This window comes from Mesorhizobium sp. B2-4-1, from assembly GCF_006442185.1.
Lineage (GTDB): Bacteria > Pseudomonadota > Alphaproteobacteria > Rhizobiales > Rhizobiaceae > Mesorhizobium.
Genome location: NZ_VFVN01000008.1, coordinates 37,185 through 51,962, shown reverse-complemented (window position 1 = coordinate 51,962; position 14,778 = coordinate 37,185). Strand labels below are relative to the sequence as shown.

Genomic DNA, 14,778 nt, shown 5'->3' with positions numbered 1-14,778 from the left:
ACGATGAAAAAACTGCTTATTGCCCTGATGACGACGACAGCGGCATTTTCGCTGGTCGCGTCCGCGGAGGCCGCCGACAAGCTGAAGGCATGCTGGGTCTATACCGGCCCGATCGGCGACTTCGGCTATTCCTACCAGCACGACCAAGGCCGCCTCGAAGTCGAAAAGGCGCTCGGCGACAAGGTCGAGACCGCCTATCTGGAAAACGTCTCCGAAGGCCCCGATGCCGACCGCGCTTTCGAGCGCTTGGCGCGCGAGGGCTGCAAGATCATCTTCGGCACGTCCTTCGGCTTCATGGATGCAGAAGTGAAGGTCGCCAAGAAGTTCCCCAAGGTGATGTTCGAGCACGCCACCGGCTACAAGACGGCGGACAATCTCGGCATCTACAACGCGCGCTTCTATGAGGGCCGCTATGTGCTCGGTCAGATCGCGGCCAAGGAATCGAAGTCCGGCGTCGCCGGCTACATCGTCTCCTTCCCGATCCCGGAAGTGGTGATGGGCATCAACTCCTTCATGCTCGGCGCGCAGTCGATCAATCCGAATTTCAAGGCTAAGATCGTCTGGGTGAATTCCTGGTTCGATCCGGGCAAGGAAGCCGATGCGGCCAAGGCCCTGTTCGACCAGGGAGCCGACATCATCGTCCAGCACACGGATTCGACCGCGGCCCTGCAAGTGGCCGAGGAGCGCAAGCTGCACGGCTTCGGCCAGTCCTCCGACATGATCAAGTTCGCGCCGAACGCGCAGTTGACTTCGCTGACCGACGAATGGGGACCCTATTACATCAGCCGGGTTCAGGCAGCCATCGACGGCACCTGGAAGCCCGACAATGTCTGGCTCGGCATCAAGGACGGCGCGGTGAAGCTCGCGCCCTACACCAATATGCCCGACGACGTGAAGGCGATGGCCGAGGCGACCGAGAAGAAGATCGCCGGCGGCTGGAACCCCTTCACCGGACCGATCGCCAAGCAGGACGGCTCGCCATGGCTGAAGGACGGCGAGGTCGCCGATGACGGCACGCTGCTCGGCATGAATTTCTACGTCAAGGGCGTCGACGACAAGCTGCCGCAATAAGCTCTACGTACGTTCGTCAGGGAAGGGCGCCGCGAGGCGCCCTTTTCATTCGGCGGCTTGCGCTACCGCCGGGACATGGCGAAACCGCACCAGGCCGGCGTCCACCACGAGGCTGAGCCGGATCCTGAGCCAACGCTGCACCGGCCGCTCGAAATAGCGCCAGATCGCCCACGACACCAAAACCATGAGCGCCACGCAGGTCCACGCTGCAACCCATTTGCCGGCCAGCGGCGTCAAGGCGCTGATGAAGAGATAGCCGGCATTCTGGTGAATGAGATAAAGCGGGTAAGTCAGCCCGCCGAGAGCCAGCGTGAACGCCGACGGCCTGATCCGGTGGCGCAGCAGGACAGCGCCGATCAGCGCCGCGTGCATCGCGAGGTTGGCGGCCACGAGATGGGCGGACGAGACCGCAATGCCATAATGCCCGATCATCCACTGTTGCGTCACCGATAGCGTATAGCTGGAGAGCACGAAGGCGGCCGCCAGCAACAGCAAGGCCGGCACTGAGCGACCATGCGCGTGGAGATGATGGACCAGCATGCCGGCGGCGAAGAACGGCCCGAACTCGGTGAGAAACAGAAGCCGCGCCGCGCCGCTGCCGAGGAAGAGTTCGTTGATGGCCGAGATCGCCAGCCAGCCGAGGATCAGCCCCAATTTCCATCGCTGGAAAACGCCGGCAATCAGGGCCAGCGTCACCCAGCCGTAGAAAACCACTTCAAGCACGACCGACCAGTAGACGCCGTCCATGAAAGGCTGACCGAAGGCCGGCGCGAACATTGTGAGATTGGCGAGATATTGGCTGAGAGAGGCCGGGAGCAGCGGCGTGCCGGAAAAGGCGATAACCGCGAAGCTTATCGTCATGCAGAGCAGAAAGCCCGGATATAGACGCGCGAAACGTGCGACGGCGAATTCTTCCCAGCCGCCGCCTTCCGCCGACCATGCGATGACGAAACCGCTGATCAGAAAGAAAAGATTGACGCCGAGATAGCCGTACAGAGCGAGTGGCGCGGCATGAGGATAGCCCGTCGTGAGAAAGCCGTCGGCAGCCGCGCCGCGGAAGAAATAGTGAAACAGCACAACGGCCAGCGCCGCCGCCAGCCTCAACAGGTCGAGCGTCGCGATATAATCCTGGCGGACAGGTCTGGGGTCCATCCTGAGTTCCTGCGTTTACGGTCCGGAAACCATAAGGCAGGCGGCGGCCAAACAGGGTAAATGGCCGGAACTATCGCGAAATGTGGTAAATCGCAGTCTCAGACGGCCGAGCCGTAGAGGTCATAGGCGTCGGCGCGATCGACCTTGACGGTGACGATGTCGCCGGCGCGCAGCGGGCGGCGCGACTGGATGTGGACGGAGCCATCAATCTCCGGCGCATCGTATTTGGTGCGGCCCTTGGCTGATGTGCCATGCGCTTCGTCGATCAGCACCGGCAGGCGCTTGCCGACCTTCTTGGCCAATTGCGTCGCCGAGATCTTCTGCTGGCGCTGCATGAAGCGGTGCCAGCGCGCCTCCTTGATTTCCTGCGGCACCTGCTCAAGGCCGAGTTCGTTGGAGCGCGCGCCCCGTACAGGTTCATATTTGAAGCAGCCGGCGCGATCGATCTTCGCTTCGTCCAGCCAGTCGAGCAGCATCTCGAAATCCTCGTCGGTCTCGCCGGGAAAGCCGACGATGAAGGTCGAGCGGATGGCGAGGTCGGGACACACATCGCGCCAGCCGCGAATGCGCTCGAGCGTCTTTTCGCCATGTGCCGGTCGGCGCATGTTCTTCAACACCTGCGGCGACGCATGCTGGAAGGGGATGTCGAGGTAGGGAAGGATTTTTCCCTCGGCCATCAGCGGGATGACGTCGGCCACGTGCGGGTAGGGGTAGACATAGTGCATGCGCACCCAGATGCCGAGCTTGCCCAGTTCCTCGGATAGATCGAGGAATTTCGCCCGCACTTCACGATCACCGAACATGCTGGCCTGGTATTTGATGTCGATGCCGTAGGCGCTGGTGTCCTGCGAGATGACGAGGAGTTCCTTGACGCCGGCCTTGGCCAGTTTCTCGGCTTCACGCAGCACATCGGCCGCCGGCCGCGAGACAAGGTCGCCGCGCAGCGCCGGGATGATGCAGAAGGTGCAGCGATTGTTGCAGCCTTCCGAAATCTTGAGATAGGCATAGTGGCGCGGCGTGAGCTTGACGCCTTGAGGCGGCAGCAGATCGATATAGGGATCATGGCTCGGCGGCGCAGCCTCGTGCACGGCCGCCATGACGCTCTCATAGGCCTGCGGACCGGTGATGGCGAGAACGTTGGGATGCTTCTCGCGAATGACATCGGGCTCGGCGCCCAGGCAGCCGGTGACGATGACCCTGCCGTTCTCCGAAAGCGCCGAACCAATGGCGTTGAGCGATTCATCACGGGCGGAATCGAGGAAGCCGCAGGTGTTGACCACGACGAGATCGGCACCGTCATGCTTGCGCGCGATCTCATAGCCCTCGGCGCGCAGGCGCGTGATGATGCGTTCGGAATCCACCAGGGCTTTGGGGCATCCGAGACTGACGAAGCTGACGCGCGGGGCGGACATGGGCAAGGTTCCAATGGACATGAACCGGAAACGCTGATCCGGCTCGAAGTCTCGACATATAACGGTTTGCACGGCTCTGGCGGGAGCTCAATTCGGGCGGCGCAATAGCACGGCTCGCCCGAACAGGCAAACAGGCAAGCTCTGCGACATCGGCGATCTCGTTGTGCAGATCGAAGCGAAGAAGCCGAAAGCCGTTGGTTCGCGGCTCTTAAAGCGAATTGCCGGGTAATGGCAGCCAGTCAACGCGACTTTCAGCGCTATGATTAGGACTTACTAATATGCTATAGGCAGAATGGTGAGGGGCTAGTCCCATGAAACAGTTGCTAGGACATATTGCATTGGCGTGGCTTGTGCTGCCCGGCGATGCGGACGCACACGGTTGGTATACGGGCAAGACCGATCCCGTTCTTCACTATGACTGCTGCGGAAACAAGGATTGCCGCCCCATCGATTCCAACGATGTCAGGATGACCAAAGACGGCTATTTTGTCAGGCTGCACCCTACCTACTTGAATGAGCCACAAGAAGCAGAGTGGTTTATCCCGAGAGAACGTGTCCAGGCTGCGCCCGATGATCGATACCACATCTGCGAGCGTCTAATGACGTTTTATCGAACGATCATTCCCCATATGAAGTTTGATCCTTACCAGCGATATAGGTGGACGTGCTTCTTCGCGCCGATGGGCACCGGTTCAATTCCAATTAGAATGAACCACTATGCTGCAATTTCAAACTGACCAACATCGGCGGGCGCAAGGGCTCCAGCTCAGTGGCCGCTCGACCCGAACCACGGCGCCAGGAAAGCGAATTGGTCGGGAAACTGCTGCACGGCGCCATCGAGAAGCATCTTCACGGCGACGTAAAGGATGATCAGCAGGCCGATATAGGCGATCCAACGGTATTTGTGCAGCAGGCGCGCCACGAAGGACGCGGCGAAGCCCATCAGCGCAATCGACAGAGCGAGGCCGATGATCAGCACCGTCGGATGGTTCATGGCCGCTCCCGCCACGGCCAGGACATTGTCGAGCGACATGGAGACGTCGGCAATGACGATCTGCCAGGCGGCCTGCGAGAAGGTCTTGCGCGGCGACTTGCCGGCGATGGTCCCATCCTTGTCGAAATCGCCATTCGACAGCGCTTCGGTCGCGTCGCGCTCCTGCTCGTGGCTGACACCCAGCTCCCGCCACATCTTCCAGCATACCCAAAGCAGCAGCAGGCCGCCGGCGATGAGGAGCATGGGGCCAATTGTCAGCAGCCATTGCGTGATCAGGGCGAAGAAAATGCGAAGGACGGTGGCCGCGATGATGCCGACCAGAATGGCTCGTTTGCGCTGACTGGCCGGCAAGCCGGCCGCCGCAAGGCCGATGACGATGGCGTTGTCCCCAGCCAGCGCAAGATCGATCGCGATTACCTGAAAAAGGGCCGATAAGCCTGCGGCAGTAAATATTTCCATCGACCTGGAAGCCCTTGCCTGTTCGCCGAGTGTTTGTTGTCGATCGCCCAGCCCGCCCTAAAGGCATGGTTCCTTGCCGTCAAGACATCGCTTCGGGCAATGCCGCAAAACCGCTTTCGTTGCAGCGGCGCCATTGAGGGGATTCGACAATCACGGGCAGGCGAGCCGAAACGGCAATGAAAACCTAGTCGTAGCGCCTAATCGTAGAGATTGTATTTTGCCCAGTCGGTCTCTGGAATCTCGTCGCCGATGCGGTAGCGGAGCTGTAAAACCTCCATATGGTCCGGCGCCGTCTCGCACTTGAATTTCAGCCGGTACCATTGCCCCTTGCTGCGGAAGGCGGCTCCTGGGCTCTTAATGGCGTCGTCGCTCATGACCGGCGTGGCAAAGGCGTAAGCGACCACCCGATCCGCCTTGTACTTGCGGTCGTCATGGGTGATCCGGTCGAGGACTTCAGCATCACAGCGCTGTTCGAGGCGGGTTTGCGGGTCGAGTTTCAGGAGGCCTGCGCGCAAGGCGCTGTCCATGGCGTTGGCCGGAAAAGCCAGGGTCAAGAACGCCATGACCGTCGTGCAGAGTGTCTTCATGGGCGGGACAAGCAGCATATTTTGTCTGAAAAATCAACCAAAGGGCCGGGCGTTGTCCCGCGCTCAGGCACTCGGCGCGTTCAAAATCCCGTGTCGGGATTCATCGTGCGATGGCTGCGGCCAACGCATCAGCGAGGCACGGCCGGCGTCGGTCAGATCGTATACGCCGCGGTCGACGCGCGCGAACCAGCCATAGACATTGTGCAGCAGGATTTTCGGCGCAAGCGGCGTCAGCGCCTTGAGATCGCGCGGGCGCTTGGGCCCGTCGGCCAATGCCGCGGCGCAGGCGAGGGCGCTTTGGCGGTACGCTGTCATGATGGGATTGCGCGATCCCCCGCCCGCGACAGGATCGCCGCGGCGCCGGCGGTGCTCGTCGACCAGCCGCGAGCGGCGCCGTGGGTTCTTGCGCGGCGCGACGGTGACCGGACTCAGGAGCACCTCGACCCGGTCGCTCGCCGTCACGCCGAGCAGGCCGAAGCCAAGCCGGCGGCAAAGATTGCGGAACCGGGCGTCGCTCTCGCGTCCCTTGCCCCTGGCCGACATGCGCGCGGCCAGCCACACCTCGTCGCAGGCGGTCGCGCGGTCGACGCCTTGCAGCACCAGTTCGAGATTGAACGCCAGCTTCAACTCGCAAATGACGACGACGGGCTGCTCCCCCTCACGCAGCGCGACGATGTCGCAGCCGCCGATCTCGCCCTTCACGGCAAAGTCCAGGCTTTCGAGAAACCGCTTCACCGGCGCGTAGAGGGAGGTTTCGTTCATAGGCTCAAGGCTTAGCCGATTCGGCACGAAAAGCCTCGGGAGCACGTCTACATGCCTTTCCGGGGTTCGCCGAACCATCCTGATGCGGCTTGAGCGGCTTCCTCGGGGTTGGGGTCATCCTCGCCGGCCCAGGCCACGAAGCCATCGGGGCGCACGAGCACGGCGCTCAGGCCCAGTTGATCCTTGGCCTTACCGGCGACGTAGGTGATCCGGTCGCCCCAGCGGCCTGCAAGCGCTTCAAGCGATGGGCGAGCGTCAAAGTCAAGGAACAGGCCCTTGCCCGGGCTGAGGAGCCCGCCGATTTTTCTTCCTTGGATCAGCTCGAAATCGGGAACACTGCGCCCGACCAGCCGGTGGCCGCTGCCAGGATCGTAGCGAAGAGAAATACCCCATACCCGTTCGGCGAAGTATGTCGCGCCGTCGCGCGTGTCGATCAGGTCACGGATGATGGTTTCGAGCGCGCGCGTTGCCGGGCTTGGCCGCATGAGCGCGACCTGGGCGCGCGACCAGTCGAGGATTTGCGCCCCGACCGGATGGCGTTCGCTGACATAGCTGTCGAGCAGACCGTCCGGCGCGTCGCCGCGGATGGTGGCGGCCAGCTTCCAGCCAAGGTTCATCGCGTCGCCGAGCCCGAGGTTGAGACCCTGGCCGCCCAAGGGGGAATGGATATGCGCGGCGTCGCCGGCAAGCAGCACTCGTCCCTTGCGGTAGGTCGTTGCCTGATAGGCGCGATCCGTCCAGGTGGCGGCGAGTTTGAGGGCCGTCAGCGTGATGTCCGCGCCGGATACTCGGCGCAAAACCGCCTGCACATGGTCGCAGGTGATTGGCCGGATTCGGTGGAAAGCCCCGCCATCGAACTCGACCATCGCGACGGTACCGGGTCTTTGATAAGTGTACATGCCGGTCGGCGTGTAGTGGCGGCCCGGCGTGAGCCTGTCCGGCTCGGCCATTTCGATCTGAACGGAATAGCCTGTGAATTCCGGATCGGTACCGACGAACGCGAAGTCGCCGGCCTTGCGCACCGTGCTGCGCCCGCCGTCACAGCCGACAAGCCAAAATCCCCGAAAAATCTCACCGCCGGCGCAAACGGTCACGCCTTCATGCGTCTGATCGAAATCCTCGACAGCGAAGCCGCGCCTGATCTCGACTCCCATTGCGATTGCGCGCGCGGCCAAGACTGATTCGAGATGCGCCATCTCGACCGCGATTGCGGCGGTGGCCGAACCTGGCAGGCGGTAGGGCCATTTCGCGGCGTCGATGGCATCGTGGAAGAACTGGATACCTGCGAAATGGCCACCCGGACGGCGCGGTTGATTCAGCCAGTGCGCACCAGTCGCAGCGCCACCGTTGCCCGTCCCATCCCTCGCACTTTGTGGAGCGGCGATGTCGTCCCGCAGACCGCGACGGTAGAGGGCTTCGATGGTGGGCACCGAGAGGCCGCGCAGCCCGAACGGAAGCTGCTTCAACGGGGAGTGCGGGTCTTCGGCTTGCTCCAGCACCAGCACCGAGAGGCCGGCGACGCGCAACTCACAAGCGAGGAACAGGCCGACAGGGCCTGCACCAGCGATTATTACGTCATGGGAATCGAGATGGCGGTTGTGCATGAACTGCTCCTTTGTCGATGTTCGACCGGAGCATTCCTCGGATTTGAGAACACGGACGAACGATTGGACGCGAGAGAAGCGTCCGATGTTCGTCGTGGGGATCTCCTGCAGGAGGCCAAAGACCAGAACTTTCGTTACCGAAAGGACTTGGGCTTACCAAACCAAGTCTGCCTTTTCCGACACCGGCTCTATAGCGTTGCGGTGAGCAATCCGCAACAGACGGGGTTGCGGCCGACGCCGAACGGAATCATGGCCGCTCAGGCTAGAACCGATGAAACGCCCGATGTTGTCCGATTCGCTCGTCTCATGGCAATTTCGCCGTCGGTCGGCTTGAATGGAATGGCATTCCGGGCACCATTCCCGTGGCACAACCCTAAGGGCTTCCTGACGGCGGATGGCTTTCATCTTTGAGACGCCGGCAGAGCCGCCTGCTTTTGAACCTGGCACATCGGATACGGCAAGCTCCCACACAGGTACCGGGCGGCGTGGCTGTCGGTGCGCCTACTGGTGGCACGCCATCAGCCGGACTGATAAACGTGTCAGCCGGCTGAGAAGCAACACTGCCTATACAAATCCGTAAGAGCGATTGCCGTCATGTGGCGCGTTGCGTCATTGCAAACAGCAATACAGGTTGTCTGTGCAATCTTCCCCGCGCTATAGAGCCACATCTTTTCAGGGGCGAGACGGCAGACATTGCTCAAGCACATCACCATCATCTTACCTTTCCCGTATCGGGGGGGCTCGCTACGGGTCACCAAAACCATAGCGCGTATGATCCGAGCGGGCAGCCAGCGTGCCGGTGAGCCGTGCAAAGTGAGGATTGGTGTTCTCGCCGGGGTGTACGACCTGGCGGCCAATTTCACCGATGCCCTAGAGGACGGCGTCGATATTGTGGAGTTCGAGTGGTCCGATGTCTCACCAGAGGCAATCCACATCGCTAATGCTAACCAGGGCCGAACGGTGGATTTGCCGTTTGATATCTACCAGATGCCCATCGACGGCATTAAGAACTTCGCGGATTCCGATCTTTGGCTCGTTGTTTCTGATCGCACCAATAAACCACTTGCCCCGATTCGTCCCTATGTCGTCTTTGCCACGGACTACATCCAGCGCTATGTGCCTGAGATTTTCGAAGGCAATGCGAGCGGAAGCTACGACCTACCGTTCTTGCAGACAGTTAGGCAGGCAAGCGCGGTAATTACAACGACGCCGCAAACAGCTGAAGATGTGATTTCTTATGTCGGGGTTCCGCGGACCAGGGTCCATCTCGCGCCGATGGATTTCGATCCCACGCCCCTTTCCGGAAAAGCTCCATCAAAGAAAAAGGGAGAGGGCTACTTCGTGTGGCCCACCAACACTACCAAGCACAAGAATCATTTACGGGCGTTCGATGCGCTCATGGAATATTACGACCTGCTTGGGGGCAAACTGCGCTTGAAGGTCATGGGGCCATTCTCCGATTATATGAACCCGGACAATGAGGACGCTCCGGACTGGTTCCGGAATATCCCCTATATTCAGGAAATTCAGAAAAAGATCCGCTCGTCTTCATCGATCAGACGGAATGTCGAATTCGTTGGGGAGCTTTCCGACGCCGCATACGCCGCGACTGTGACCGGCGCGGCGTTTCTTTGGCATCCGACCATATACGACAACGGGACTTTCGCAGTCGCAGAAGCCGCATGGCTGGGGACACCCTCTCTCTCAAGCGGCTATCCACAAATGCGATACATCGGTGAGCGGTTCGCAATTCCGATAGAGTTTTTCAATGCCCGCTCAGCGCCGAAAATGGCCGCGTCTCTAAAGGCGATGGAACGCGCGGCCGGGCCTCTGCGTGCCAAGCTACCCAGTCGAGAGGCGCTGTCGAAGCACACCTGGCAGCACTACGCGTCGGACTATTGGCGTATGCTCAAGGGGATCTCGGCATGAAGAAAATGGGGATCTTTCTCGGATACACACCGAGGCAACTCGTGCCGCATGAGGGCATTACCAGGCTGCTCGGGTTCATCATCCGGGGCGCTGTGAATTCAGGGGAAATAGCAGTCACCGTTGCGGGGCCGGGATGGCTGAAGACAGACATCATCAACCTTCTCGATGACGCAGGAGTGCCGCCCGGGTCTGTCGATATAGTCACGACAAAAGGCGAGCCGTATCTGATAAAATTGTGGAGGATCAAAACCTGGTTTTCCCCAGGGGCGATCAAGCGGCCGGCCAAATTAAAACGAAAGCGGGTGTTCAATCTTTTGGTTGATGGGGTCAGCCTCGTTGTGCGCTGGCTCTCGAATTCTTCCATATTCGTATTTCTGCTCGGCGTCGTTTTGCTGGCTTTTCTCATTGTGATCATGGCGTTGCCAGTGCTGCTTTCCGCAGTCATCGTGGCTGGCCTCTACGCGGCAAAACGATTGCTGCGGAGGGTGAGGAGCGGTCGGTTTTACAGGGCCAAGAACTGGTTGCTGATCAGGTGGGGTTACCTGCTCAATGCTGTCGGCCCGCTCGACACCGTTCGGGCAGCGGAACTAAACAGGCTGGTCAGGCTGCTCAACCGCCGCCGCGACATCGACGTCTGGTATGTGCCTTCGATGTTCTGGCCGGAGACGTCAAAGCTTCAGGGCAAGGTCGTCATGGCCGCACCGGACATCGTTTTCTATGAGCACCCGGCACAGTTCATCAGCCCCTCCGATCTGAGAGCGCACCATCGAATCTCGCAGAGTATCGCTGGCGCGGATCGCCTTATCACCTATAGCGATCACGTAAAGGCGACTCATATCGTCAATCGGCATGGTGTTGATCCCGATCATGTATCGGTCATTCGCCACGGTTTCGTAGATATGGCTTCGATCGAGCGCGGAGACAAAACAAGGCGAGGCGCCTTGGACATCCTGCACCAATATATGAAGAAGAAAGAAGACAGCCTACCCAGCTATTTGAATGGCTTCAAATTCGATGATGTGAAATTTCTTTTCTATTCGTCTCAAGTCCGGCCGCACAAGAACATTGAAGGCTTGATCTCAGTCTTTGAAAGGGTTCTCCGGGAGCACTATAGGCCGGTGAAGCTCGTGCTCACGGGCAGAGTTGGCCAGGTCCAGAGGATCCGCGACATGATCGATAATCGCGGCTTGCAACGGGATGTCATTTCCTTGCCCGCCGTCCCCAACCATGTGCTGGCCGCGCTGTACAGATTGTCGGCCCTTTCCGTAACACCAACCCAATTCGAGGGTGGCTTTCCGTTTACTTTCTCCGAGGCTTATTCGGTGGGAACACCATCCGTGATGAGCCGTATCCCAGTTGTGACGGAGCTTTTGAAGGACCGGAAGCTGCTCGATATCATGACTTTCGACCCGCAGGACCGGGAGGACATGCTGCGCAAAGTCCTTTGGGGTCTAGACAACAGGGAAACGCTTTTCCAGGCGCAGCGCCCGTTATTTGAAGTCCTGTCAGCCCGAACCTGGTCGAAGGTGGCCGACGAGTATTTGGACCTGATGCGGTCTGTCGAGGCAAAATGAAGAGCGACGGCAAGGGTCCGAAAGCGACAAGGTCGGGGCTGCGCTCAACGCGTACCATGAGCAGATGGTCAGTATGCAAGCGGAATTAATGGCTATTCAGCTGGTAATGGCCGGCCAGTTGAGGAAGCTGAAAACGGGAGAAGATGGGAAACAGGCACTTTCCGCTGCATTCAACTTTGCCGCCGATGTCGCCGTTGCCCCAAAAACCCGTCACCCAAAAATGTACTTGCTTTAAAGATGCTGGATCACTGGCGAAAGATGTTCCAAGCTTAGGCCATTCTCTGTGATTTCACAAAAAACGTCCTTTTCCCATGGCCTGTGAACATTTTGACAGGATGCGGTCGCAACTTTGCATTCGGTCCCGTTTGGCATGTGGAAGCAGTGTCGGGGGCAACGAGGCTATTATGGACAGGAGCACATCGCGGGTCGACTTCGCAAACACGTTGCGAGGCATTGCGGCCCTCTGTGTCCTGATCGCGCATTATACCTACAATTTCTGGACGTTGCGCGATGCTGTCGCAAGCCTGGCCCACGCGCCCGTGCTGCCGGAGCACTTTGCATTTCCGACGTACCTGCGCTGGCTTCATACGACAGTGCCTCAGTTCAATTGGGGTGCGTTCGGCGTCGCGCTCTTCTTTCTGGTGAGTGGCTTCGTCATCCCTTTTTCGCTTCGCAATATGACCTGGCAGGGATTTCTCGTCGGGCGCCTTTTTCGAATCATCCCGCTGTACATGACCGGGTTTTCGATCACCATTCTGTCGATCTGGCTGGTCGGGCGATATTTCGGTGTTCAATGGCCGTTCAGCATCAGCGAAGTCTCCATTCTTTATCTGCCGGGGCTTCGTGAGTTCTTCGGGATGCCGAGCATCGACGGGGTCGTCTGGACGCTAGAGATCGAGATTAAGTTCTATCTGGTCTGTGCTCTTGGCATTGCGCTGTTTCGGCGCGGCTCGATCTGGGTTTTCGCGATCCCCGCGGCGCTAGCCTTGGGTGAGTTTTACATGATCAGGAACGGTTACGGCCAGATCGCGGTCCTGCCGATTCCATTCCTGATCTTCATGTTCATCGGAGTTGTTTTTCACTATCTGCACGTTGGCGCGCTCACCGCCGAACGGTCATTGTTTCTCAGTGCAAGCTTGTTTTTCGGGTTTTCGATTCTGCTCGGACAGGCGATGCCCGGCCTTGCTTCGATGGCGTGGACCTATGGTTTCGCTGTGCTGGTTTTCGCCTTTGCCGCCAGCTTCTCGCAACTTTTCCAACGGACCCGTGTCGGCGACTTCTTCGCCGACATCAGCTATCCGCTCTATGTGATTCATGGCGTCGCCGGTTATGCCGGCCTGCGCGTCTTGATCGATCTTGGCGTAAAGGCGTGGCTGAGCCTGATCATCATCACAGCCGGCGCAACCGGACTGGCGTGGGTGCTCCATGTAGTCGTTGAGACGCCCGGCCATAATCTCGGCAAGCGCCTGGCGGCCCGTTTGCGCCTGCCGATCGTTTCCCGGTTGCCAGACATCGAGCCGGTTCCCGCCAACTCTCTCCCTGCCGCTGCTTAGCTCGGCTGCGGAAGGCATTCAAGCTCCAGCGCCTCAGTACCCTATCAGGTGGCGCAGCTCGACGATCGGTAGGTAAAACCGTCCAGACCAAGCAGACCAAGATTGCGGCGACGGTACACATGGATGGTGCCTACTCCTGTCATGTTTTCAGAGCCGACCGCTCCAGGCTTTCAGTTAAGTTTCCATCGCCTTATCCTTGTATACGTGCCGTCGAAATAGGACGTCAGCTGCGCTAAATTAGTAAGTTGACATCAATAGTAGCAAATGTAAAAGTATTCCAGTTTTCCCGGGGGCATGATTTTCATGAGCGAGCGCAGTTCCGCGCTGGATGGCCTTCGTGGCGTGGCTGCGGTTGCTGTGGTTTTCTACCACGCCATTCTCGATCAAAGCGCCTCGACGATTGCCGTCCTTGACCCTCCCGCTCAAAGTCTGGGCTCTTTCAGAGACATAGCAACCAAGGTCGCGCTCACCGTCTCAAACGGGCAAAGCGCCGTGCTCCTGTTCTTCGTGCTGAGCGGCTTTGTCCTCAAGCTCTCACTTGCCCGGACGGCCGGGCCGGCGTGGTCGATCTGCTGCAAGTTCATCGTTCGACGGCTGTGCCGCCTGTATCCCGCGGTGATCTTCTGCATGGCGTTTTGCTTTGTATTGGGGGTGTCGCTGACCAATGTTCCGTGGTTTGCGGGCAGTCCTCACTTGGCAGCGGCGGCAGACCTCAGTTCCGTGTTGGTCAACGCCACCTTGGGACGTATCACGGTACAGGGAGCCACATGGACCTTGCAGGCGGAAGTGCTGGCAATTCCTTTTGTGTTGCTGGCGTTCTTTATTGGCGCAAGGTGGGGCATTATAGGTACAGCCGTTTGTTTGGCTATTTCGATCACAGCGATCGAAGCTCCATTTTTAACGCTGAGCCTACCCAATATGTCGGCGGTGCTGTTCGCGTTCATGGCGGGTGTGCTGTTGGCCGACACCAAGGCGTCGGCGCTCAACGAGCAAGCAATCTGGATCGCTGTGGCCTTCTTTCTGCTCGCCCGGTTGGTCGTTCCCCTGCATTCGACAACGGCCACCATAAGCCAAGTGATGCTAGCCTGCTGCTTGGTTTATTCGGCCTACCATGCGAAAGCCGGGCTGTTTTACGACGTCCTCAACACCCGAACCTCGCGGTTCCTTGGTCGCGTAAGCTTCAGCCTTTATCTCCTGAATGTCCCGGTGATGTGGGTTGTTGGCGCGCTCATCAAGGACATTGGTCTCAGTGAAACCCACCCCCCTGGAGATGGGAATCATTCTTGGTCTTGCAACAACCTTGCTCACGCTGCCGCTCGCAAGCTTTTCGGAAACATGGTTCGAACAGGGCGGCATCAAGCTGGGGCGGTTGCTGACCGCATCGCGCGCGTCAGTGGCGCCCGCAGCAGTACCGGCAGCATAACAACCGATCCCGCCGTACAATCCGCTCCGCAAGGCCAGATCTCTTCCTGATGCTTGGACGGCGAGCGCTGCGCTACAGCCTAGAGCAGCCCCGGGCCCGGGCATAAACGAGAGAAGCGACCATGATCATCAATGACCACGCCAGCCGATCGCGACCTTCTGACCCGGCGACAGGTGCCCGCGAGAAATCGCACGGCCGCTGGCCCTGGAACTACCCTGTCCACGTTCGATGGCGACATCAGTGCCAGATAGATAAAGG

Annotated in this window: 13 protein-coding genes; 7 read left to right on the top strand and 6 right to left on the bottom strand. The window is 59.4% G+C overall.

Annotated elements, in window-relative coordinates:
* Positions 1 to 3 precede the first annotated feature (3 nt).
* Complete coding sequence (locus FJ949_RS20575; RefSeq protein ID WP_140498600.1) at positions 4 to 1,071, top strand: BMP family ABC transporter substrate-binding protein; 1,068 nt, start codon at positions 4 to 6, stop codon at positions 1,069 to 1,071.
* Positions 1,072 to 1,116: 45 nt separating this feature from the next.
* Here the strand turns inward: FJ949_RS20575 and FJ949_RS20570 are convergent, their stop codons facing one another.
* Positions 1,117 to 2,223: an acyltransferase gene (locus FJ949_RS20570; protein WP_140498599.1), complete on the bottom strand. Its 1,107-nt coding sequence runs from the start codon at positions 2,221 to 2,223 to the stop codon at positions 1,117 to 1,119.
* A gap of 98 nt (positions 2,224 to 2,321) precedes the next feature.
* A complete protein-coding gene (rimO, locus tag FJ949_RS20565) occupies positions 2,322 to 3,635 on the bottom strand; it encodes a 30S ribosomal protein S12 methylthiotransferase RimO (RefSeq protein ID WP_140498598.1) in 1,314 nt (437 codons plus the stop codon).
* A gap of 311 nt (positions 3,636 to 3,946) precedes the next feature.
* Between rimO and FJ949_RS20560 the strand changes: the two genes are divergently transcribed.
* Positions 3,947 to 4,372, top strand: coding sequence for a hypothetical protein (locus FJ949_RS20560; RefSeq protein ID WP_140498597.1), 426 nt, complete (start codon positions 3,947 to 3,949; stop codon positions 4,370 to 4,372).
* A gap of 29 nt (positions 4,373 to 4,401) precedes the next feature.
* Here the strand turns inward: FJ949_RS20560 and FJ949_RS20555 are convergent, their stop codons facing one another.
* The 4 genes from FJ949_RS20555 to FJ949_RS20540 form a co-directional block, all read right to left on the bottom strand.
* Positions 4,402 to 5,088, bottom strand: a complete 687-nt coding sequence (locus tag FJ949_RS20555) for a TerC family protein (RefSeq protein ID WP_140498596.1) — start codon at positions 5,086 to 5,088, stop codon at positions 4,402 to 4,404.
* Positions 5,089 to 5,285: 197 nt separating this feature from the next.
* Positions 5,286 to 5,693 (bottom strand): DUF930 domain-containing protein, encoded by a 408-nt coding sequence (locus FJ949_RS20550; protein WP_140498595.1) that lies wholly within the window; start codon positions 5,691 to 5,693, stop codon positions 5,286 to 5,288.
* A gap of 45 nt (positions 5,694 to 5,738) precedes the next feature.
* Positions 5,739 to 6,437 carry a DUF2161 family putative PD-(D/E)XK-type phosphodiesterase gene (locus FJ949_RS20545; protein ID WP_140498594.1) on the bottom strand — a complete coding sequence of 233 codons (699 nt, stop codon included), beginning with the start codon at positions 6,435 to 6,437 and terminating at the stop codon, positions 5,739 to 5,741.
* Between the two features lie 47 nt (positions 6,438 to 6,484).
* A complete protein-coding gene (locus FJ949_RS20540) occupies positions 6,485 to 8,041 on the bottom strand; it encodes an FAD-dependent monooxygenase (RefSeq protein ID WP_140498593.1) in 1,557 nt (518 codons plus the stop codon).
* A gap of 693 nt (positions 8,042 to 8,734) precedes the next feature.
* Here FJ949_RS20540 and FJ949_RS20535 point away from each other — a divergent pair.
* From FJ949_RS20535 to FJ949_RS20520, 5 genes are all read left to right on the top strand, one after another.
* Positions 8,735 to 9,970 (top strand): glycosyltransferase family 4 protein, encoded by a 1,236-nt coding sequence (locus FJ949_RS20535; RefSeq protein WP_140498592.1) that lies wholly within the window; start codon positions 8,735 to 8,737, stop codon positions 9,968 to 9,970.
* Positions 9,967 to 11,544, top strand: a complete 1,578-nt coding sequence (locus FJ949_RS20530) for a glycosyltransferase (RefSeq protein ID WP_140498591.1) — start codon at positions 9,967 to 9,969, stop codon at positions 11,542 to 11,544. The genes FJ949_RS20535 and FJ949_RS20530 overlap by 4 nt, the downstream gene beginning before the upstream one ends.
* Before the next feature lie 88 nt (positions 11,545 to 11,632).
* Positions 11,633 to 11,779 (top strand): hypothetical protein, encoded by a 147-nt coding sequence (locus tag FJ949_RS30400; protein WP_181170927.1) that lies wholly within the window; start codon positions 11,633 to 11,635, stop codon positions 11,777 to 11,779.
* Between the two features lie 169 nt (positions 11,780 to 11,948).
* The gene (locus FJ949_RS20525) at positions 11,949 to 13,097 is read left to right on the top strand and encodes an acyltransferase (RefSeq protein ID WP_140498590.1); all 1,149 of its coding nucleotides are present in this window, start codon (positions 11,949 to 11,951) and stop codon (positions 13,095 to 13,097) included.
* Between the two features lie 303 nt (positions 13,098 to 13,400).
* Complete coding sequence (locus tag FJ949_RS20520) at positions 13,401 to 14,570, top strand: acyltransferase (protein ID WP_181172123.1); 1,170 nt, start codon at positions 13,401 to 13,403, stop codon at positions 14,568 to 14,570.
* The last annotated feature ends 208 nt before the right edge of the window (positions 14,571 to 14,778 follow it).